This is a genomic window from Avibacterium sp. 21-595 (assembly GCF_023611905.1).
Classification (GTDB): domain Bacteria; phylum Pseudomonadota; class Gammaproteobacteria; order Enterobacterales; family Pasteurellaceae; genus Avibacterium.
The window spans coordinates 1,280,951-1,302,733 of sequence record NZ_CP091455.1 but is presented as its reverse complement, the minus strand read 5'-3'; the positions used below and the strand labels follow the sequence as shown (position 1 = coordinate 1,302,733).

General features: G+C 40.0%; 16 protein-coding genes and 2 tRNA genes. 9 read left to right on the top strand and 9 right to left on the bottom strand.

Going from position 1 to position 21,783, the window contains the following annotated elements:
- Window positions 1-17: 17 nt before the first annotated feature.
- Window positions 18-1,946, top strand: a complete 1,929-nt coding sequence (locus tag L4F92_RS06055; protein WP_250363051.1) for an ABC transporter ATP-binding protein — start codon at window positions 18-20, stop codon at window positions 1,944-1,946.
- Between the two features lie 184 nt (window positions 1,947-2,130).
- Here L4F92_RS06055 and dxs read toward each other — a convergent pair whose 3' ends face one another.
- The 3 genes from dxs to xseB all read right to left on the bottom strand — a co-directional run bounded on the left by dxs (window position 2,131) and on the right by xseB (window position 5,229).
- Entirely contained in the window at window positions 2,131-3,990 is a 1,860-nt protein-coding gene (gene dxs, locus L4F92_RS06050) for a 1-deoxy-D-xylulose-5-phosphate synthase (protein ID WP_250363050.1), read from the bottom strand.
- Window positions 3,991-4,064: 74 nt separating this feature from the next.
- Complete coding sequence (ispA, locus tag L4F92_RS06045) at window positions 4,065-4,955, bottom strand: (2E,6E)-farnesyl diphosphate synthase (protein ID WP_250363049.1); 891 nt, start codon at window positions 4,953-4,955, stop codon at window positions 4,065-4,067.
- A 25-nt stretch (window positions 4,956-4,980) separates the two neighbouring features.
- Entirely contained in the window at window positions 4,981-5,229 is a 249-nt protein-coding gene (gene xseB / locus L4F92_RS06040; protein WP_250350213.1) for an exodeoxyribonuclease VII small subunit, read from the bottom strand.
- A gap of 217 nt (window positions 5,230-5,446) precedes the next feature.
- Here xseB and thiI point away from each other — a divergent pair, with 217 nt between their 5' ends.
- Complete coding sequence (gene thiI, locus L4F92_RS06035; protein ID WP_250363048.1) at window positions 5,447-6,895, top strand: tRNA uracil 4-sulfurtransferase ThiI; 1,449 nt, start codon at window positions 5,447-5,449, stop codon at window positions 6,893-6,895.
- 53 nt (window positions 6,896-6,948) lie between these two features.
- On the opposite strand, the gene L4F92_RS06030 is transcribed toward thiI, so the two are convergent.
- Window positions 6,949-7,503 (bottom strand): NAD(P)H nitroreductase, encoded by a 555-nt coding sequence (locus tag L4F92_RS06030; protein ID WP_250363047.1) that lies wholly within the window; start codon window positions 7,501-7,503, stop codon window positions 6,949-6,951.
- Between the two features lie 221 nt (window positions 7,504-7,724).
- Window positions 7,725-7,958, bottom strand: coding sequence for a hypothetical protein (locus L4F92_RS06025; RefSeq protein ID WP_250363046.1), 234 nt, complete (start codon window positions 7,956-7,958; stop codon window positions 7,725-7,727).
- 207 nt (window positions 7,959-8,165) lie between these two features.
- Between L4F92_RS06025 and sppA the strand changes: the two genes are divergently transcribed.
- Window positions 8,166-10,022, top strand: a complete 1,857-nt coding sequence (gene sppA, locus L4F92_RS06020) for a signal peptide peptidase SppA (protein WP_442778854.1) — start codon at window positions 8,166-8,168, stop codon at window positions 10,020-10,022.
- An 89-nt stretch (window positions 10,023-10,111) separates the two neighbouring features.
- Here the strand turns inward: sppA and L4F92_RS06015 are convergent, their stop codons facing one another.
- Entirely contained in the window at window positions 10,112-11,014 is a 903-nt protein-coding gene (locus L4F92_RS06015) for a LysR family transcriptional regulator (RefSeq protein WP_250363044.1), read from the bottom strand.
- A gap of 101 nt (window positions 11,015-11,115) precedes the next feature.
- On the opposite strand from L4F92_RS06015, the gene topA reads away from it, so the two are divergent.
- Complete coding sequence (gene topA, locus L4F92_RS06010; protein ID WP_250363043.1) at window positions 11,116-13,719, top strand: type I DNA topoisomerase; 2,604 nt, start codon at window positions 11,116-11,118, stop codon at window positions 13,717-13,719.
- A gap of 150 nt (window positions 13,720-13,869) precedes the next feature.
- Here the strand turns inward: topA and L4F92_RS06005 are convergent.
- The 3 genes from L4F92_RS06005 to orn all read right to left on the bottom strand — a co-directional run bounded on the left by L4F92_RS06005 (window position 13,870) and on the right by orn (window position 14,717).
- A tRNA-Gly gene (locus tag L4F92_RS06005) sits at window positions 13,870-13,945 on the bottom strand.
- 15 nt (window positions 13,946-13,960) lie between these two features.
- Window positions 13,961-14,036, bottom strand: a tRNA-Gly gene (locus L4F92_RS06000).
- A gap of 132 nt (window positions 14,037-14,168) precedes the next feature.
- Window positions 14,169-14,717, bottom strand: coding sequence for an oligoribonuclease (orn, locus tag L4F92_RS05995; protein ID WP_250363042.1), 549 nt, complete (start codon window positions 14,715-14,717; stop codon window positions 14,169-14,171).
- Between the two features lie 80 nt (window positions 14,718-14,797).
- On the opposite strand from orn, the gene rsgA reads away from it, so the two are divergent.
- The 5 genes from rsgA (at window position 14,798) to aceE (ending at window position 21,756) form a co-directional block, all read left to right on the top strand.
- Window positions 14,798-15,853, top strand: a complete 1,056-nt coding sequence (gene rsgA / locus L4F92_RS05990) for a small ribosomal subunit biogenesis GTPase RsgA (RefSeq protein ID WP_250363041.1) — start codon at window positions 14,798-14,800, stop codon at window positions 15,851-15,853.
- 228 nt (window positions 15,854-16,081) lie between these two features.
- Entirely contained in the window at window positions 16,082-16,339 is a 258-nt protein-coding gene (gene ptsH / locus L4F92_RS05985) for a phosphocarrier protein Hpr (protein ID WP_250363040.1), read from the top strand.
- A gap of 98 nt (window positions 16,340-16,437) precedes the next feature.
- Window positions 16,438-18,165, top strand: a complete 1,728-nt coding sequence (gene ptsI / locus L4F92_RS05980; RefSeq protein WP_250363039.1) for a phosphoenolpyruvate-protein phosphotransferase PtsI — start codon at window positions 16,438-16,440, stop codon at window positions 18,163-18,165.
- Between the two features lie 62 nt (window positions 18,166-18,227).
- On the top strand, window positions 18,228-18,728 hold the full coding sequence (gene crr / locus L4F92_RS05975; RefSeq protein ID WP_250350223.1) for a PTS glucose transporter subunit IIA: 501 nt from the start codon (window positions 18,228-18,230) through the stop codon (window positions 18,726-18,728).
- A 364-nt stretch (window positions 18,729-19,092) separates the two neighbouring features.
- Window positions 19,093-21,756: a pyruvate dehydrogenase (acetyl-transferring), homodimeric type gene (aceE, locus tag L4F92_RS05970; RefSeq protein ID WP_250363038.1), complete on the top strand. Its 2,664-nt coding sequence runs from the start codon at window positions 19,093-19,095 to the stop codon at window positions 21,754-21,756.
- Window positions 21,757-21,783 lie beyond the last annotated feature (27 nt).

Here is a 21,783-nt window from a genome sequence, read left to right as displayed (position 1 = left end):
TGAGATAAGGACATAATGTGGCGTTAATTAGTCTAACCAACGGTTATCTTTCTTTTAGTGATCATCCCTTGCTAGATCACACGGATTTATACATTGAAGCGGGCGAGCGTGTTTGTTTAGTTGGGCGTAATGGGGTAGGCAAATCTACCCTAATGAAAATTTTGGCAGGCGAAATGGTGATGGACGACGGACGTCTGCAATTTGAGCGTGATTTAGTCATTTCTCGCCTTGAACAAGATCCCCCTCGCAATGCACAGGGTAACGTGTTTGATTACGTTGCAGAAGGTATTGCTCATTTAGCTGATTTATTGAAAGAATATCACCGCACTTCTGATTTACTTGAACAGCAATATAGCGAAAGCACGCTAAATCGTTTGGCAGAAATTCAAACTCAACTTGAACACGCAGATGGCTGGCGTTTTGAAAATAAAATTCGTGAAACCCTAATGAAATTAGGGCTTGAAGCAAATATGCGATTGGCTGAGTTATCTGGTGGCTGGTTACGTAAAGCGGCACTGGCGCGTGCATTGGTGTGTGATCCTGATGTATTACTGCTCGATGAACCCACTAACCATCTTGATGTCGGTGCCATTGAATGGCTAGAAAATTTCTTGCTGAGCTTTACTGGTTCGATTATTTTTATTTCTCACGATCGTGCTTTTATCAGCAAAATGGCGACCCGCATTGTGGATCTTGATCGTGGACAATTAGTCTCTTACCCGGGCGATTACGCTAAATATCTTATTGAAAAAGAAGAAAATCTTCGTGTTGAAGCGTTACAAAATGAATTATTTGATAAAAAACTTGCTCAAGAAGAAGTTTGGATTCGGCAAGGGATTAAAGCACGCCGAACCCGTAATGAAGGTCGAGTAAGAGCGTTGAAAGCCTTGCGAGAAGAACGTCGTCAGCGTAGAGACGTGCAGGGCAGTGCCAAGTTACAAGTGGATAATTCTACCCGTTCAGGCAAAATCGTCTTTGAAGTTGAAGATGTGAGTTATGAAATTGCAGGGAAAACACTGGTTTCGCATTTTTCAACGACGATTTTGCGTGGTGATAAAATCGCTTTGGTAGGGGCAAATGGCATAGGCAAAACGACGTTAATTAAATTGCTCTTGGGCGAAATTCAGCCAACTTCAGGGCATATTAAATGTGGCACAAAATTAGAAATTGCTTATTTTGATCAGTATCGTGCTGATCTCGATCCTGAAAAAACGGTAATGGATAATGTTGCAGATGGCAAACAAGATATTGAAGTTAATGGCGTAAAACGCCACGTTTTAGGTTATTTGCAAGATTTCTTATTTCCACCAAAACGCGCAATGGTGCCAGTGAAAGCCCTTTCAGGGGGAGAACGTAACCGCTTATTATTAGCAAAATTATTGCTTAAACCAAATAATTTACTGATTTTGGACGAGCCAACCAATGATCTGGATGTGGAAACCTTAGAATTATTGGAAGAATTACTGGCTGATTATCAAGGCACGTTGCTGATTGTGAGCCACGATCGCCAATTTATTGATAACACAGCAACAGAATGCTACATTTTTGAAGGCAATGGGATTATTAACAAATATGTGGGCGGTTTCCACGATGCGAAACAGCAACAAGCGAATGTATTTGCCTTGAAAGAAGCGGAAAAAGCGAAAGAGAAAAAAGCAGAAAGTACACTGGAACTTAACAAGGTTTCACATAAGCCAGTAAAACATCGCCCCGTGAAACTTTCTTACAATGAGCAACGAGAGCTAGAACAACTGCCGCAAAAATTGGAAAATTTGGAAGAAAAAATCACCGCACTTCAAGCGGAAGTCTCTGATCCCAATTTTTTCCAGCAAGATCACCAATATACCACAGACAAACTCCAACAACTTGCTGAAGCAGAGCAGGCGTTAGAACAAGCATTTGCCCGTTGGGAAATGTTGGAAGAAAAGAAAAGTGGCGCGAGTTGATCATTGACTGTAAAAATAAGTGCGGTGGTTTTTTTACAAGTTTTGCATATAAAAAAACCGCCACACGAAAATCAGGTGGCGGAGAGGTCTTAAATAAGAAAATTAGTTTGAAAAAGACAACTGCAATTTGCAGTGCACTAGCATTTACTAAGACTCACTAGGCGCGGAATAGTTCACAACTATTTTAAATTTTTTTACGTTTTTGTAAAAATGTTGTGATTTGTGCTTCAATACCTTGTGCGTCCAGTTTCAAGTCTGCCAAAATTTCTTGCTGTGTACCTTGTGGAATGAAGAAATCGGGCAAGCCTAATTGTAATAGTGCGGTAGTTTTGTGCTGAGAATTTAGCACTTCAGCCACTGCACTCCCAGCTCCGCCTTGAATCGCGTTTTCTTCAAGTGTAATCAATAAAGCGTGAGTGTCAGCCAGTTGTTGAATTAAGGTTTCATCAATTGGTTTGACAAATCGCATATCTACAAGGGTTGCGTTTAATTTTTCAGCCACTGCATTGGCATTTGGCAATAACGTACCAAAATTTAAAATAGCGATCGTTTCCCCTTCACGCAGAATTTTACCTTTTCCGATAGGCAGCATTGCTAATGGCTCAAGTGAAACGCCGATAGCGTTGCCTCTAGGGTAGCGTACTGCAGCAGGTTTACCACATTGATAGCCCGTATAAAGCATTTGGCGACATTCATTTTCATCGCTAGGGGTCATAATCACTAAATTTGGAATACAGCGCATAAAGCTGATATCGAATGCCCCTTGATGAGTTTGCCCGTCTGCACCAACTACGCCTGCACGGTCAATGGCAAATAACACGGGAAGATTTTGAATAGCCACATCGTGAATGACCTGATCGTAGGCACGTTGTAAGAACGTCGAATAAATGGCGACGATAGGTTTAAAACCTGCAATCGCTAAGCCTGCGGCGAAGGTAACCGCGTGTTGTTCGGCAATGGCAACATCAAAATATTGCTGTGGAAAACGGTTGGAAAATTCCACCATTCCTGACCCTTCACGCATAGCTGGGGTGATGCCGATTAATTTTGGATCTTGTTCAGCGATTTCACATAGCCAGTTGCCAAAAATTTGTGAATAGGTTGGGGTGGTGGATTTAGGCAATTTTCCGCTCGAAGGATCGAATTTTGGCACACCGTGAAAACCAATAGGATCTTTTTCCGCGGGGGCATAGCCTTTGCCTTTTTTGGTTTTTATATGCAAGAATTGTGGTCCTTTTAGGCTGCTCATATTCTTTAATGTGCTAATTAATTCGTCCACATTATGTCCATCAATCGGACCAATATAGTTAAAGCCTAGCTCTTCAAACATTGTGCCGATAGGGGAAACAAAGCCTTTAACGTGTTCTTCCGTTTTTTTGACAAACTCTTTAATAGGCGGCACGCCAGAGAGAATTTTTTTACCGCCTTCACGCAAACTGGAATAAAAAGAGCCAGAAAATAGGCGAGCAAGATAATTATTCAATGCCCCCACGTTCTCGGAAATGGACATTTCATTGTCATTGAGAATCACCAACATATCGGTGTGCAATGCACCGGCGTGGTTGAGTGCTTCAAAGGCCATTCCAGCGGTAATTGCCCCATCACCAATCACACAAACGGTTTTACGTCCTGCATTTTCTTTTTCTGCCGCAACGGCAATACCAAGCCCAGCGCTGATTGAGGTAGAAGAATGCCCCACGCTTAGCACATCAAATTCGCTTTCATCACGCCAAGGAAAAGGATGAAGTCCATTTTTTTGACGAATGGTGGACATTTTATCGCGGCGTCCAGTGAGAATTTTATGCGGATAGGCCTGATGCCCTACATCCCAAATAAGCTGATCAAATGGGGTATTAAACACATAATGCAAGGCAACCGTGAGTTCTACCGTGCCTAAACCTGATGCCAAATGTCCGCTACTTTGACTAACACTTTCTAACAAATATCCGCGTAATTCATTACAAAGTTGGGGAAGTTGATCTTTATTTAAAAGACGCAAATCGTCCGGTGAATTAATCAGTGATAAAAGAGGATATTTTTCCATTGTTAATCAAATCCAAAAAGGGTTAAATTTCGACCGCACTTTAACTGAATAAGGCTTAGGCGGTGTCCAATATATTAATTTTTTCTTGTTACAATAAATTCGCTCAACGCCTTTAAGGGTGAGCTATCAAAAGATAATTCCGCTAAAGCATTAAGGGCTTGTTGATGCAGTTCTTGTGCTTTTTCTTTCGCCCCTTGTAAGCCTAGTAATTTCGGGTAAGTGCTTTTATCTGCGGCTAAATCAGCGCCTACGGTTTTGCCGATTACGTCGCTTTCCCCTTCAATATCTAAAATATCATCTTGTACTTGGAAGGCTAGCCCAATGGCATCGGCATAGCGTTCGAGCTGTTGGCAAAGTTGTTGATCGGCAAAATATGGGGAACAAAGAAAGCCCATTTTTAACGCACAGCGCAATAATGCACCTGTTTTATTGCGATGAATTCTTTCTAATTCAGCTAAGCTGACTTGCTGATGTTCTGCTTGTAAATCTAGGCTTTGCCCCAAACACATTCCTTGCACGCCTGAGGCTTTTGCTAATTCTGCGATTAAAGCAACACGTTGTTCGGCTGACAAATTAGGCGTTTGGCTGAGTAATTCAAAGGCAAAGGCTTGTAAAGCATCACCTGCAAGAACAGCGGTAGCTTCATCAAAGGCGATATGACAAGTTGGGTGACCGCGACGTAGCGTATCGTTATCCATTGCAGGCAAATCATCGTGGACTAAGGAATAAGCGTGAATTGCTTCAATGCTTGCTGCGGCATAATCTAAATACACGAGTTCTGCACCTAACATTTTACCTGTGGCATACACCAAGAATGGACGCACACGCTTTCCACCTAGCAAAAGGGCATATTTCATTGCGCGAGCAAGGGGGGAGGGATGCGTATCAATTTGCTCAAATTGTTGTTCGAGAAATTGATTGATCCGTTGTTGAACTTGTTGTAAATCCTGTGCAAATTGATCCATAGCAGTGGCTTATTTATTGGGTTGCTTATTCGTTATGTTGATAGTCGCTCAATTCTGCTTTATCGCTTTTTGAAAGCAAAATTTGAATGCGTTGTTCTGCCTGTTGTAAGCGCGCTTGACCTAATTGCGCCAGCTTAATGCCGTTTTCAAAATCCTGTAAAGCCTGTTCTAAGGGTAATTCACCACTTTCTAAACGCGCAACGATGCTCTCTAATTGAGTTAAGGTGGCTTCAAAATCTAAGCTATGTTCATCTTTTGTTGGTTTGCGTGCCATTTGTTTTTCCTAAATCCAACCTGAATAAATGCCACATTGTACTGTATTTTTATGGACTTGTTAAAGCATATAGCGAGATTGTTGCACAAAAAATCACAGAAAAAGCACCGCACTTTTGTTTATCTTGCATTGCCGAGAAAACAGCGAGAAAAATTGGGGATTTGCAAAAGATGTTGTACAATATCGCCCAATTTTTGCTTGAAATAGAAGTATTCTAATGAAATTTATTATTAAACTTTTCCCTGAAATTATGATTAAAAGTGAAAGTGTGCGTAAACGCTTTATTAAAATTCTTACAGGGAATATTCGCAATATTTTGAATAAATATGATGATACTGTCGCCGTGGTGAAACACTGGGATTATATCGAAGTGCGGTCAAAAAATGCAGAAAATCGCGCATTATTAATTGAATTATTAGGGCGAATTCCGGGCATTCACCATTTTCTTGAAGTGGAAGAAAAACCATTTAACAACGTGCAAGATATTTTCCAACAAACTTTGCAAGATGTTGCACATCTACTTGAAAATAAAACCTTTTGTGTACGTGTAAAACGTAAAGGAAAGCACGATTTTTCTTCCCTTGATGTGGAGCGTTATGTTGGTGGCGGATTAAATCAACACATTGCCAGTGCAAAGGTGAAACTCAGCAACCCTGATGTGACTGTTCGCATTGATATTGAAGACGACAAAATGATGTTGGTGAAAGCACGCCATACGGGGCTAGGTGGTTATCCTATTGGTACACAAGAAGATGTGCTTTCACTTATCTCTGGCGGTTTTGACTCAGGGGTATCGAGCTATATGCTGATTCGCCGCGGCTCACGCGTTCATTATTGCTTCTTTAATCTTGGCGGCGCGGCACACGAAATTGGTGTGAAACAAATGGCCTATCACATTTGGCATCGCTTTAGTGGCTCGCACAAAGTGCGTTTTGTTGCAATCAATTTTGAACCTGTGGTAGCAGAAATTTTAGAAAAGATTGATAACGGGCAAATGGGTGTGGTGTTAAAACGAATGATGGTACGTGCCGCAAGTAAAGTGGCAGAGCGTTTCGGGATTCAAGCCATTGTTACTGGGGAGGCGCTTGGCCAAGTTTCCAGCCAAACACTGACCAATTTACGCTTGATTGATGAAGCCGCAGAGGCTCTAGTATTACGTCCACTTATCACCCACGATAAGGAACAAATTATTGCAATGGCAAAAGACATCGGCACAGAAGATATTGCTAAATCAATGCCTGAATTTTGTGGCGTAATTTCAAAAAATCCAACGGTTAAAGCGGTGCGTGAAAAAATTCTTAGCGAAGAAAATCATTTTGATTTCAGCGTGTTAGAAAGTGCGGTGCAAAATGCACAATATTTAGATATTCGTCAAATTGCAGAACAAACGGAAAAAGACGTGGTTGAAGTGGATACGATTTCTGTATTAGGCGAAGACGATATTGTCATTGATATCCGTAGCCCTGAAGAAACAGATGAAAACCCATTAGAACTCGAAGGGCAAGAAGTGCGTTTAATCCCATTCTATAAACTTTCTTCCCTATTTCCAGAACTGGATCAACATAAAAATTACGTCCTTTACTGCGAACGCGGCGTAATGAGTAAACTCCAAGCGCTTTATTTGAAAGAAAATGGGTTTGGGAATGTGAGAGTGTTTAGGAAATAAGTAATATCACCGCATTTTCTAAGTGCGGTGATTTTTTGTTACTTTTTCATATGCTATAAATAGCTGACGAATTGTTCCAAATTGATCTGTTTGGATTCTCGGTTGATTTTTTCTTCAGCAGTGCCAAGCATAATGAATGCAACAATTTTGTCTGAATTTTCACAATGAAAGGCTTGGCGCAAGTCTGAACCATCAACCCAAGGGCCGGTTACCCAAACATTGTCAAAGCCTTGTGCATTAGCCGCTAGTTGCATTGCATAAGTTGCACAGCCAGCGGTCAGCATTTGTTCCCAAACGGGTACTTTAGCAATATCTTTTTGAATTTTGGCGATCACTGCAATGATCATTGGCGCACGATTTGGTAAATTTTCTGCTTTTTTCAACCGCTCTTCACCTAAATTAAATTCTTGTACCGCATTTTTTAGTAAATCGCCTAATTGAGTTAATCCTTCTTTTTCGATCACCACAAAGCGATAAGGCTGTAACTTTCCGTGATCGGGGACGTGTAATGCCGCTTGGAAAATCTGTTCAAGTTGCGCTTTGCTTGGTGCCGGTGCAAAGAGTTTTTTATTAGAACGGCGTGAAGTGAGTAGGGTTAAAGCATCCATAATCAGTCCTTTTATGATTATTCTTGTTATGCAATATACGATGGATTATCGCATAAATTTTTGTATTATATTCGTGTAGTAAAAAAGCCCCTTAGTATTAGGGGCTGATAGAATCAGTTTTTTTTATCTTCTTTTTCCGCTTGTTTTGCAGCGTGATTAATGCCGGCACCAAAAGCTAAAACTATGCCTAATAGAACAAGCAATCCAATCGTCAGTTCCATTTAATCCTCCTTTGATAGTTTAGGTTTAAGTTTGCGAAGCTGTTTTCCTACCGCAAGTGTAGCATAAGCAATAAATACTAATGTGAAACTACTTATAATCTTAAATAGCGTTCCATTTTGCCCGAATATTATCATAGGCACAGCAAGTATCGCAACTTTGGCCATATCCTCTGACATTTTAGCCCAAGCTTCCAAGGTTTCTATTTCAATTGGGCGTTTAAATAAATTCAGCATTACCATCTCCTTATATTGAGAACAACCATAGCAAAATTATGTTAAGTGCGGTGATTTTTTTGGCAAGTTTTACGATCCTGATCGAGAAAATAAACTAGCGCTGATAAAAATAGCGGTGCTATAAAGAATTAGTCGCATTTGCTGGTTAATCTGTTTATGATACGCTTTCTTAAATAACGTTAAATAATAAGGAAATTTATGAAGTCGCTGATGAAATTAGGCTCAATGCTATGGCGAGGATTAAATTTTATTCGTAATGTTGTGATGAATTTAGTCTTCCTTGTTTTTGTACTCTTTGTTTTTGCAATGGTAGGTTTGCTGACAAATGCAAATAAAGAAACACAAGCCCCACTTGGTGCAGATGAAGGGGCATTATTACTTAATTTAGAGGGGTATTTAGCGGATAACCGAGAAGAAATTCACTCTTTGCAAGATTTGCTGAAAGAAGTGGATTCCCAATATGTACCACGTCAAATTTCAACATTTGATTTGGTATATAGCATTCGATCTGCGATCAATGATCCACGCATTAAAGGCTTGGTGTTAGATCTAAACCGCTTTGAAGGAGCAGATTTACCCGCGATTAAATATGTGGGCAATGCGATTAATGAATTTAAACAAAGTGGTAAGCCTGTGATTGCTTATGCAGATAGTTATTCACAAAAACAATATGTGCTAGCAAGTTATGCGGATGAAATCTATCTCAACCCAATTGGTGCGGTGGAAATTCAAGGCTTGGCAGTGGACAATCTGTATTACAAAGATTTACTTGATAAGTTAAAAATTACGCCATATATTTTTCGTGTCGGGACTTATAAATCTGCCGTTGAACCATTTTTGCGTAATGATATGTCGCCAGAAGCAAAAGCCAATATGCAGCGTTGGTTAAGTGCGATGTGGACAGATTATAAAACGCTGATTGCGGACAATCGTCAAATTCCTGTCGCTGACATATTACCTGAAGCAGAGCAATATTTTGCCCATTTGAAAGCGTTAAATGGTGATCTCACCGCGTATGCTCAACAGCAAAAATTCGTTACGCAACTCGCTGATCGTTTTACGTTAGCGAAAAAACTCACCGCACTTTTTGGTAAAAATGCAGAGGGGGAAGCAAAGCTATTGCCATTTGATCGCTATTTGACTGCATTACCTGATCGCATAGACGGCGAGGGTGAAAATCGTATTGCAGTAGTTAATGTTGAAGGGGCTATTATTGATGGTGAAACTGATGAAAATGGCGTTGGCGGTGATACTATCGCGACGTTGTTACGTCAGGCTTATGAAGATGAAAAAATTAAAGCGGTGATTTTGCGTATTAATAGCCCCGGTGGAAGTGCCTTTGCTTCGGAAATTATTCGTCAGGAAATTGTCCATTTACAACAAGCTGGGAAGCCAGTGGTGGTATCAATGGGGGCTATGGCTGCTTCAGGCGGTTATTGGATTGCGAGTACTGCTGATTATATTTTTGCTGATGCGGATACCATTACGGGATCAATCGGTATTTTTTCAATTGTTCCTACTTTCGAGAAAGCGGTAGCAGAAATTGGCGTGAATGCCGATGGCGTGGCAACCTCGCCTTTAAGCCAGCAGTCTTCTTTTCGTGGTATTTCAAAAGTAAAAGGTGATATTTATCAACTTGAAATTGAACACGGCTACGATAAATTCCTTTCTCTTGTGAGCCAAGGTCGCCAGTTGGCTAAACCTGAGGTGGATAAAATTGCACAAGGTCAAGTGTGGTTAGGATCGGAGGCATTGCAGAATAAATTGGTGGACGAACTGGGCGATTTTGATCGTGCAGTAGCGAAGGCAACAGAATTAGCTCAGGCAAAACAAGGCGAGCAACCTGCCAAAGAATTTAGTGTAGAATGGTTAATCGAACGTAATGATTCTCTATTCGATACATTGATGAAAGGCTTTGGCAAAGGCGTACAACAACAATTATTCAGTTCCCTTGGCTTAGCAAAACCATTGGGTGAAGTAAAACAACAACTTAACCAATTGAGTCAATTTAACGATCCAAAAGGGCAGTATTTATACTGTATTAATTGCGGAACGTTGCATTAAAAATGTGTTTCCCCTTTTATGTAAATAGAAGGGGAAAATTTTTAAAAATAATACCGCACTTTTTATTTCGTTATTACCGAGAGAGCGTTCTATTTTGCAATATCTTCTTGGCATAAACCAAGTCGGCTTAAAAAATCAATAAACGCTTTTACTTTAGCCGCAAGATGACGGCGGTGAGGATAGACAATGTTTAAATCAATCTGATGCTGTGGGTAATCTGCAAGGACTTCGACTAATTCTCCCGAAGTTAATTCATTTTCAATTAGAAAACGCGGTAAATTCACAATGCCTAGTCCTGATTTCGCTAATTCAGCCAATGCCAAGCCACTGTTACACATTACATCAGACTGAATGCGTAAACGGTCAATTCTTGTTCCATTAATAAATTCCCAAAATATTTGATTATTGTTGGATTTATACAGCATTATTTTGTGCTGATATAATTCTTCCGGGGTCTGTGGCACGCCGTTTTTTGCGAAATAATCTGGCGAACCTACGATATGCATTGTTGAGCGAGCAATTTTTTTTGCCACCAATGAGCTATCTTGCAAATTGCCAATGCGTAAGGCGAGATCAAATCCTTCGGTAATTAAATCCACTAAACGATCGTTAAATTCAATATCAACTTCAAGATTAGGGTGGGCGTGCAGAAATAACCCCAAATTGGGGGCAATAAAACGCAAGCCAAAATCACGTGGCACAGAAATATGCAACTTACCTTGCAACGTAGTCGCGAGATTACTGATACTTGCTTCCGCATCTTGTAACTCTTCCAGAATTGGCAAACAACGTTGATAATAAAGTAACCCAGCTTCAGTGGGAACGATCTTTCTTGTCGTACGTTGTAACAGGCGCGTTTTAAGCTGTTCTTCCAGTTGGGAAACCAGCTTACTTGCCATCGCAACAGAGATATTTTGTTGAATTGCTGTTTGGGTAAAACTTTGCGTTTCTACCACTTTACAAAAGACAGAAATTGCATTCAGTTTATCCATTTATGCTTCCTTTTTTAAAAAAATGATTGACCTTACATAAGATAGTCCGCAATATATCGGGCAATTTTACACAAGTTAGCAGAAATTAGGTAAAGAAAAAGATGAGTAAATCTTTAGTGATAGTGGAGTCGCCAGCCAAAGCGAAAACCATTAATAAGTATTTAGGAAAAGATTATATTGTAAAATCCAGTGTGGGACATATTCGTGATTTACCAACCGCGGGAAGTACGGGAGAGAAAGCCAAACCGATTTCCACCAAAGGATTAAGCACAGAAGAAAAACAAGCCATTAAGCAAGAAAAAGAACGTAATGCCTTAGTAAAACGAATGGGGATTGATCCTTATCACGGTTGGAAAGCAAACTATCAGATTTTACCGGGCAAAGAAAAAGTGGTTGCAGAACTGAAATCTCTCGCTAAAAAAGCGGATCATATTTACCTTGCTACCGATTTGGATAGAGAGGGAGAAGCGATCGCGTGGCATTTGCGTGAAGTGATTGGTGGTGATGATAAGCGTTTTAGTCGAGTGGTATTTAATGAAATCACGAAAAATGCTATTAAGCAAGCCTTTGAGCATCCAGAACATTTAAATATTGATCGTGTTAATGCACAACAAACACGTCGTTTTCTTGACCGCGTGGTGGGCTTTATGGTATCGCCACTGTTATGGAAAAAAGTCGCCCGTGGCTTATCTGCTGGGCGAGTGCAGTCCGTGGCAGTAAAGCTGTTAGTTGAGCGTGAACGAGAAATCAAGGCATTTCAACCTGAAGAATATTGGGAAGTTGCGGTGCAAACGGAAACCGCACAGAAAATTGGCTTACGCCTTGATGTAACCAGTTTTAAAGGTAAAAAATTTGAGCCGAAGAATGCCCAACAAGCACAAAGTGCGGTGGATTTTTTACAAAAATCTGACTATATCGTTTCTGATTTAGAAACCAAACCAACCAGCTCCAAACCGAAAGCGCCCTTTATCACTTCAACCTTGCAACAAACAGCAAGCACTCGCCTAAATTTTGGTGTGAAAAAAACGATGATGCTAGCGCAACGTTTATACGAGGCGGGTTATATCACTTATATGCGTACCGATAGCACAAATTTGAGTAAAGATGCGTTAAATATGGTGCGTGATTATATTGGCTCCCATTATGGTGAGACCTATTTACCGGCCAAGCCAAATTTTTATTCTAGCAAGGAAAATGCCCAAGAGGCACACGAAGCCATTCGTCCTTCTGATGTCCGTATATTAGCAGCAGATGTACAAGGAATGGAAAAAGATGCGGTGCGTTTATATGACCTTATTTGGCGCCAATTTGTTGCTTGTCAAATGCCAGCAGCGCAATATGATAGCTCAACGCTCACGGTAACCGCCGGGGATTATAGCTTGAAAGCAAAAGGGCGTATTTTGCGTTTTGATGGTTGGACAAAGGTGTTACCAGCAATGAGTAAAAGCGCCGAAGATCAAGTGTTACCCAATGTTGCGGTGAACGATCAGCTAAATTTAAACGAGGTGATTCCACAGCAACATTTCACCAAGCCACCAGCACGTTTTAGCGAAGCAGCATTAGTCAAGGAGCTAGAGAAGCGTGGTATTGGTCGTCCTTCTACCTATGCAGCAATTATTTCAACCATTCAAGAACGTGGCTACGTACGTGTAGAAAACCGTCGTTTTTATGCAGAAAAAATGGGCGAAATTGTGACAGATCGGCTTAATCAATCTTTTGCTGATTTAATGAACTATGATTTTACCGCGAATATGGAAGATGTGCTGGATCAAATTGCTAGCGGAGAAAAAAATTGGAAAACAGAATTAAATCAATTCTTTAAAGATTTTTCCGCACAACTTAGTCAAGCCGAATTAGATGAACTAGAAGGCGGAATGAAGCCAAATAGTCTTGTGCTAACCGATATTAAATGCCCAACTTGTGGTCGCCCAATGGCAATTCGCACTGCCAGTACGGGAGTATTTTTAGGCTGTTCAGGCTATGCCTTACCAGTAAAAGAGCGGTGTAAAACCACGATAAATTTAATTCCTGAAGCCGAATTATTAAACGTTCTGGACGAAGCTTCCGAAACGAAAGCACTGATGGAACGCAAACGTTGCCCGAAATGTGGCACGGCAATGGATAGCTATATTATTGATCCGCAACGTAAACTTTATGTCTGTGGGAATAATCCAAATTGTGATGGCTACGTCGTGGAGCAAGGTGAGTTTAAAATTAAAGGCTATGATGGTCCGATTGTTGAATGCGATAAGTGCGGTGCGGATATGCACTTAAAATTAGGGCGCTTTGGTAAATATATGGCCTGTACCCAATGTGATAACACGCGTAAAATCTTAAAAAATGGTGAAGTTGCGCCACCTAAAGAAGAGCCTGTACATTTCCCAGAGTTAAAATGTGAAAATTCAGATGCTTATTTTGTTTTGCGTGATGGGGCAAGTGGCGTGTTTATGTCTGCGCATAATTTTCCAAAATCACGTGAAACTCGTGCAGCAAAAGTGGCTGAATTAGCACAATATCGCGATCGTTTACCTGAGAAGTTACAATATTTGGCCGATGCACCACAGAAAGATCCTGAAGGTAATGAAGCGATTGTACGTTTTAGCCGAAAAGAAAAACGTCAATATGTTACGTCAGAAAAAGATGGTAAAGCCACAAAATGGCGTGTTGATTATATTGAGGGAAAATGGGTTGAGAATGGGAAATAGCTTTTAATATAAAGGTTATTTTGATATAAAAAGACGATAGTTCGATTTCGGGCTATCGTTTTTTGTTAGTTAAATTATTAGAGCAGATTAGAAAGGATAGAATAAAAAATACTACTGTTAATTTTGCTAAACTATAATAGGAAGAAAATTTGGAGCGGGAAACGAGGCTCGAACTCGCGACCCCAACCTTGGCAAGGTTGTGCTCTACCAACTGAGCTATTCCCGCAAGAGATAAGAAAATTGGAGCGGGAAACGAGGCTCGAACTCGCGACCCCGACCTTGGCAAGGTCGTGCTCTACCAACTGAGCTATTCCCGCATATTCCGTAAGGAACGGGGCGTATTATACGAAAAATTTTTACGCCCGCAAGTAAAATTATAAAAAAGTTGATTGCTTGTTTAGTTATTGATCAGAAAGCGAGATTTTTCCCATTTCTTAGCAATAAATAGGCTAAGGCATTTTGATAAAATGCTCACGATAATAAGCCAGTTCCGCAATAGATTCACGAATATCATCTAAAGCAAGGTGGGTATTTTTCTTACTAAAACCTTTTAACATTTCAGGATTCCAACGCGATCCGAGTTCTTTCAAGGTGCTGACATCAAGGTGGCGATAATGAAAATAGTCGGCGAGTTCAGGCATATATTTGAATAAAAAGCGTTTATCTTGCGCAACGCTGTTGCCACAAATGGGCGATGCACCTTTAGGCACCCATTTTTTTAGGAAATCTAAAGTTTGTAATTCCGCGGCACGTTCGGTGAGTTTGCTTTGCTTTACGCGTTCAATTAAACCATTTTCGCTATGGGTTTTCTGACACCAAGCGCTCATTTTGGCCAGTAAACTATCTGGTTGATGAACGGCAAGCACAGGGCCTTCTGCAAGAATATTGAGATCTTTGTCAGTTACAATGGTGGCAATTTCAATGATGCGTTCTTTTTCGGGATCTAAGCCCGTCATTTCTAAGTCAATCCAAATAAGGTTTTGTTTATCTAATTGCATTAGGGTATCCTATGTGAGTTTTATTTTGATGAGTTCAGAATATTTTAACCGAAAACCAACCGCACTTTAAGGATTTATCTTTGAGCAAACAAAAATTAACTTACAATCAGCAGCGTAGAATTCGTTCTAACAATGCAAAAACATTACAACGTCACAAATCCAGAAGTGATGATATTCAGTGGCAAGATGAAATGCTTGGCCCAACGCAAGAAGGCACGGTGGTAACTCGTTATTCTTTGCATGCCGATGTGGAAAATGAGCAAGGTGAAATTTTCCGCTGTAATTTACGTCGCACTTTGGCAAATTTAGTGGTTGGCGACAAAGTGCTGTGGCGTCAAGGCAGCGAGCAGTTACAAGGCGTGAGCGGTGTGATTGAAGCCATTCACCCGCGTAAAAATGAAATCACACGCCCTGATTATTACGATGGCCTAAAAGTGATCGCGGCAAATATTGATCGCATCATTATTGTGTCCGCGGTGGTGCCTGAGTTGTCTTGGAATATTGTCGATCGCTATTTAGTAGTGTGTGAAAATGCGAAAATCCCTGCGGTGATCGTGATTAATAAAGCTGATTTATTATCGGAAAACCAGCGTGAAGCAGTGGAAAAACAGCTTAAGGTTTATGAAAAAATAGGCTATCAAACGCTGATGATTTCTGCCAAAACAGGCGAAAATATGCAAAATCTTACCGCACTTTTATCGCAAGGCACGTCTATTTTTGTGGGACAATCAGGGGTAGGCAAATCCAGTCTAATCAACAGCATTTTACCTGATGTGAATGCGCAAGTTGGTGCGGTGAGCGAGGGAACAGGATTAGGCCGCCACACCACCACCTCTTCTCGTCTTTATCATTTACCGCAAGGGGGGGATCTGATTGATTCACCAGGGATTCGTGAGTTCGGTTTATGGCATTTGGACGCAGATCAAATTACGAAAGGATACCGTGAATTTCAGTATGTGCTAGGCACTTGTAAATTTAGGGATTGTAAACATTTGAATGATCCGGGGTGTGCGTTGCGTGAAGCGGTTGAGCAAGGAAAAATCGATCCCGTAAGATTTAAAAACTATCATAATTTAATTGAAAGTTTATCCGAAACAAAAGGGCATAGACACTTCTTCACACAGGACAATGGTTAAATAAAGGTTAATAAACGCATAAAAAAACGCCGTTTCAAGCATTTTTTTGTGATGTACTTCAAATTTTGCGTTGATTAGGGTTGATTATTGTTGTGTTAAGTTGAATACTAGTTTCAGATTTATTTTTAAAGATGAAATAAATACAACGATTGAATGGTAAGCTTTATGGTTACTGTTTGATGTTAGGATAATATTTATACTTAAACAATTTACTAAGAGGATTTTACTATGTACTCAAAAGATGTTGAAATTATTGCTCCAAATGGTTTACATACTCGCCCTGCGGCTCAGTTTGTAAAAGAAGCGAAAGCCTTTGCTTCTGACATTACTGTAACTTCTGGTGGCAGAAGTGCAAGTGCAAAAAGCCTTTTTAAATTACAAACTTTAGGTTTAACACAAGGAACTGTGATCACCATTTCTGCTGAAGGCGAAGATGAGCAAAAAGCAGTAGATCATTTAGTCGCTTTAATTCCTACATTAGAGTAATCATACCATTAGCCACAAATTTCACTTTCAAGGGAAAGTCTGTTTGTGGCTATTGTTCTATTTATAGCCAGATTTAATTATTAGTTCGGAAGGTCACTATGATTTCAGGTATTCCAGCATCACCCGGTATTGTTTTCGGTAAAGCGCTTGTTTTAAAAGAAGAAAAAATCGTACTTGATACGCAAAAAATTCAAGATGATCAAGTTGACGCTGAGGTTGCACGTTTTTATGAAGGACGTAATGCAGCCATTGAGCAATTAACCGCAATTAAAGATCGTGCTTATGCTTCATTAGGTGAAGAGAAAGCGGCAATCTTTGAAGGCCATTTAATGATTTTGGAAGATGAGGAATTAGAAGAAGAAATCATTGATTATTTACGTTCTAATAAAGTAAATGCTGGTGTTGCTGCAAGCACGATTATTGATCAGCAAGTGGCAATGTTGTCAGAAATTGATGACGAATATTTAAAAGAGCGTGCAGGGGATATTCGTGATATTGGTAATCGCTTAATCAAGAATATTTTAGGTATGCACATTGTTGATCTTGGTGAGATCAACGAAGAAGCTATTCTTGTTGCTTATGACTTAACGCCATCAGAAACGGCACAGCTTAACCTTGATAAAGTGCTTGGTTTTATTACTGATATTGGTGGCAGAACTTCTCATACTTCAATTATGGCACGTTCATTAGAATTGCCAGCGATTGTGGGGACAAACACGGTTACTCAACAAGTTAATACCGGTGATTTCTTAATTCTTGATGCGGTGAATAATTGTGTTTATGTAAACCCAAGTCAGGAAGAAATTGATCGCTTAAAAGCCTTAGAAGCACAATTAGCCGAAGAAAAAGCAGAATTAGCGAAATTAAAAGATTTGCCTGCGCTCACTTTAGACGGTCATCGCGTTGATGTGGTAGCAAATATTGGTACAATTCGCGATGTGGAAGGGGCAGATCGTAATGGTGCGGAAGGCGTAGGCCTATATCGTACAGAATTCTTATTTATGGATCGCGATCAGCTGCCAACGGAAGAAGAACAATTTATCGCTTATAAAGAAGTTGTTGAAGCGATGAATGGCCGTTTAGTGGTATTAAGAACAATGGATATTGGTGGTGATAAAGAGTTACCTTACTTAAATCTACCAAAAGAAATGAATCCATTCTTAGGCTGGCGTGCTATTCGTATTGCCCTAGATCGTAAAGAAATTTTACACGCGCAATTAAGAGCCGTATTAAGAGCATCAGCTTTCGGTAAATTAGCTGTCATGTTCCCAATGATTATTTCTGTGGAAGAAATTCGTACATTAAAAGCAGAAATTGAAGTATTAAAAGCGCAGCTACGCAATGAAGGCAAGGCTTTTGACGAGAACATTCAAATTGGCGTGATGGTGGAAACCCCATCTGCGGCAGTGAATGCAAAATTCTTAGCGAAAGAAGTGGATTTCTTCAGTATTGGTACGAACGATTTAACTCAATATACCCTTGCGGTGGATCGTGGTAACGAATTAATTTCTCATTTATATAACCCAATGACACCATCTGTATTGAGCTTAATTAAGCAAGTGATTGATGCCTCTCACGCAGAAGGTAAATGGACGGGAATGTGTGGTGAGCTAGCAGGTGATGAGAGAGCCACTTTATTATTACTCGGTATGGGTTTAGACGAGTTTAGTATGAGTGCCATTTCTGTGCCAAGAATCAAAAAATTAATCCGTAATGTAAATTATCAAGATGCTAAAGTCTTGGCAGAGAAAGCCTTAGCGCAACCAACTGCAGCAGATATTGAAAAATTGGTGGCTGATTTTTTAGCAGAAAAAGCATTAAACTAGATACCAATTATTCAAGTTTTGGGCTAGAATAGCCCAAACATTCACTTAGTAGGAGACTAAAAATGGGTTTTTTTGATAAATTATTTGGTTCAAAAAGCAATAAAACCGTTGAAGTAGAGATTTATGCACCGCTTTCAGGTGATATTGTGAATATTGAAGATGTGCCTGATGTGGTTTTTTCAGAAAAAATTGTGGGTGACGGAATTGCAATTCGCCCAACCGGTAATAAACTTGTTGCCCCTGTTGATGGCGTTGTAGGCAAAATCTTTGAAACTAACCACGCTTTCTCAATGGAATCTACCGATGGTGTTGAATTATTCGTACACTTTGGTATTGATACCGTTGAATTAAAAGGGGAAGGGTTTAGACGTATTGCCGAAGAAGGTCAAACAGTAAAACGTGGTGATACCATTATTGAATTAGATTTAGAATTACTTGAAGCCAAAGCTAAATCTGTACTTACCCCAGTAGTCATTTCTAATATGGATGAAGTTAGCCATATTGAGAAAAAAACAGGTGAAGTTGTTGCGGGTGATTCTGTTGTTCTCGTTGTGAAAAAATAAAAGACCTCATATAATCAAGCCCATTCCATTAAGTGAATGGGCTTTTTATTATGCAGAAATGTGGTTAAACACCAGTCAAGTTTATCTGTAAAATAGTTAAGAAAAAGATGATTAGCCATTTACGCGCTTTGCCCATTATGTAAAGTGCGGTGGAATTTTTTCATAAATTTTTTGTCTTTCTATAGACTTAGCAATATTTTCTCATTTCAACAAATCTTATATTTTTTATAATCTTTGTTAAATATTTGTAAACGGGTTTTAATAGTTGTAAAATAGCCCAGATATAAGTATTAGTTATCTATTCGTTGTTCAGTTTCAGATAGAAATTGAACTTAACTTCAACTTAATAAATAAGGAAAAGACTATGTCAGAAATGTTAAGAAATGACGTAGATCCGATCGAAACCAATGATTGGTTATTGGCGATCGACTCAGTAATTCGTGAAGAAGGTGTTGAAAGAGCACAGTTTATTATTGAGCAATTAATGCAGCACGCTCGTGCAAATTCAGTCTCTTTACCAACGGGTGTTACCACTGATTATATTAATACTATTCCTGTTGAGGAAGAGCCAAACTACCCGGGTAATTTAGATCTTGAACGCCGTATCCGTAGTGCAATTCGTTGGAATGCAATTATGATGGTCTTAAGAGCCTCTAAAAAAGATCTAGAGCTTGGCGGTCATATGTCATCTTTCCAATCTTCTGCGACAATCTATGAAGTTTGTTTCAACCATTTCTTTAAAGCGCGTACCGAAAAAAATGGTGGCGACTTAGTTTTCTTCCAAGGTCATATTTCTCCGGGGATTTATGCGCGTGCTTTTGTTGAAGGACGTTTAACTGAAGAACAACTAGATAATTTCCGTCAAGAAGTGCACGGAAAAGGGCTTTCTTCTTACCCGCACCCTAAATTAATGCCTGAATTCTGGCAATTCCCAACGGTATCAATGGGGCTTGGTCCATTGAATGCCATTTATCAAGCACGTTTCTTAAAATATTTACATAATCGTGGCTTGAAAGATACCGCAGATCAAACCGTTTACGCATTCTTAGGTGATGGCGAAATGGACGAAGTAGAATCTCGTGGTGGGCTTGCTTTTGCCGCTCGTGAAAAATTAGATAACCTTGTTTTTGTTATCAACTGTAACTTACAACGCTTAGACGGCCCTGTAACAGGTAATGGCAAAATCATTCAAGAATTAGAAGCGCAATTTAACGGTTGTGGCTGGGAAGTAATTAAAGTTGTTTGGGGTCGCCGTTGGGATCGTTTATTACAACGTGATACTTCAGGTAAATTATTGCAATTAATGATGGAAGTGGTTGATGGCGATTATCAAACCTTCAAAGCAAAAGATGGTGCTTATGTTCGTAAACACTTCTTTGGACGTTACCCTGAAACTGAAGCATTAGTGGCTGAAATGACCGATGATGAAATCTGGGCATTGAACCGTGGTGGTCACGATCCATTAAAAGTCTTTGCCGCATTCAATAAAGCAAAACAAGTTAAAGATAAACCTGTTGTGTTATTAGTGAAAACCATTAAAGGTTATGGTATGGGTGATGCAGCGGAAGGTAAAAACATTGCTCACCAAGTTAAGAAAATGGATATGTCGGGCGTTAAACACGTTCGCGATCGTTTCAATATTGCGGTATCCGATGAAGAGATTGAAAAATTACCATATATCAAGTTTGAAGAAGGTTCAGAAGAATACAAATATCTTCACGAGCGCCGTCAAGCATTAAATGGTTATTTACCAACGCGTGCGCCACGCTTTACCTATGAGCTTGAAGTGCCAGCGTTAGAGGAGTTTGCACAATTATTTGAAGCCCAATCTCGTCCAATTTCAACCACAATGGCGTTTGTTCGTTCATTAAACGTATTGTTGAAAAATAAATCTGTGGGTAAACACATTGTGCCAATTATTGCAGACGAAGCGCGTACTTTTGGTATGGAAGGGTTATTCCGTCAAATTGGTATTTATAACCCACACGGACAAAACTATACGCCACAAGATCGCGAACAAGTTTCTTACTATCGTGAAGCCATTGATGGTCAAGTGTTACAAGAAGGGATTAATGAACAAGGTGCAACCGCATCTTGGATTGCGGCAGCAACTTCTTATAGCACAAACAACGTGCCAATGATTCCATTCTTTGTGTATTACTCAATGTTTGGTTTCCAACGTGTTGGTGATTTAATGTGGTTAGCTGGCGACCAACGTGCGCGTGGCTTTATGATCGGTGGTACCTCAGGTCGTACAACGCTAAATGGTGAAGGCTTACAGCACGAAGATGGTCATAGCCATATTCAATCTTCAGTTATTCCAAACTGTATTTCTTATGATCCTGCTTTTGCGTTTGAAGTACCTGTGATTATTCAAGACGGTGTTCGCCGTATGTATGGTCCAGAGCAAGAAGATGTGTACTACTACATCACAACCTTAAATGAAACCTATGAGCAACCTGCAATGCCAAAAGGTGCAGAAGAGGGTATTCGTAAAGGTATTTATAAATTTGAAACGGTAACAGGACAAGGTAAAGGCAAAGTTCAATTATTAGGTTCAGGTGCGATTTTACGCCACGTTCGTGAAGCAGCGAAATTGCTTGCAGATGACTTTGGTGTTACTTCTGATGTGTATAGCGTAACTTCATTTACCGAAGTTGCACGAGATGGCGCAAATGTAGAGCGTTGGAACTTATTACATCCTGAAGCAGAAGCCAAAACACCATACATTGCACAAGTAATGAATGATGCGCCGGCTGTAGCAGCGACAGATTACATCAAGCTTTATGCAGAACAAGTACGTGCTTATGTGCCAGCACAAAGTTATCGTGTATTAGGTACAGACGGTTTTGGTCGTTCAGACAGCCGTGAAAACTTACGTGAACATTTTGAAGTGAATGCACATTATGTTGTGATCGCCGCATTAACTGAGCTTGCAAAACAAGGTACAATTGATAAGAAAGTTGTGGCAGATGCTATTGCAAAATATGGCATTGATGCAGATAAAATTAATCCACTTTACGCATAATTAACATCGCTCCCCTTGCTTTGGTGA

What these genes read in the sequence shown, in the direction of transcription:
- dxs (WP_250363050.1), bottom strand. Translation starts at nt 3,990, where the DNA reads ATGGAAAAATATCCTCTTTTATCACTGATTAATTCACCGGACGATTTG.
- ispA (WP_250363049.1), bottom strand. Translation starts at nt 4,955, where the DNA reads ATGGATCAATTTGCACAGGATTTACAACAAGTTCAACAACGGATCAAT.
- xseB (WP_250350213.1), bottom strand. Translation starts at nt 5,229, where the DNA reads ATGGCACGCAAACCAACAAAAGATGAACATAGCTTAGATTTTGAAGCC.
- thiI (WP_250363048.1), top strand. Translation starts at nt 5,447, where the DNA reads ATGAAATTTATTATTAAACTTTTCCCTGAAATTATGATTAAAAGTGAA.
- L4F92_RS06030 (WP_250363047.1), bottom strand. Translation starts at nt 7,503, where the DNA reads ATGGATGCTTTAACCCTACTCACTTCACGCCGTTCTAATAAAAAACTC.
- L4F92_RS06025 (WP_250363046.1), bottom strand. Translation starts at nt 7,958, where the DNA reads ATGCTGAATTTATTTAAACGCCCAATTGAAATAGAAACCTTGGAAGCT.
- L4F92_RS06015 (WP_250363044.1), bottom strand. Translation starts at nt 11,014, where the DNA reads ATGGATAAACTGAATGCAATTTCTGTCTTTTGTAAAGTGGTAGAAACG.
- topA (WP_250363043.1), top strand. Translation starts at nt 11,116, where the DNA reads ATGAGTAAATCTTTAGTGATAGTGGAGTCGCCAGCCAAAGCGAAAACC.
- orn (WP_250363042.1), bottom strand. Translation starts at nt 14,717, where the DNA reads ATGCAATTAGATAAACAAAACCTTATTTGGATTGACTTAGAAATGACG.
- ptsH (WP_250363040.1), top strand. Translation starts at nt 16,082, where the DNA reads ATGTACTCAAAAGATGTTGAAATTATTGCTCCAAATGGTTTACATACT.
- ptsI (WP_250363039.1), top strand. Translation starts at nt 16,438, where the DNA reads ATGATTTCAGGTATTCCAGCATCACCCGGTATTGTTTTCGGTAAAGCG.
- crr (WP_250350223.1), top strand. Translation starts at nt 18,228, where the DNA reads ATGGGTTTTTTTGATAAATTATTTGGTTCAAAAAGCAATAAAACCGTT.
- aceE (WP_250363038.1), top strand. Translation starts at nt 19,093, where the DNA reads ATGTCAGAAATGTTAAGAAATGACGTAGATCCGATCGAAACCAATGAT.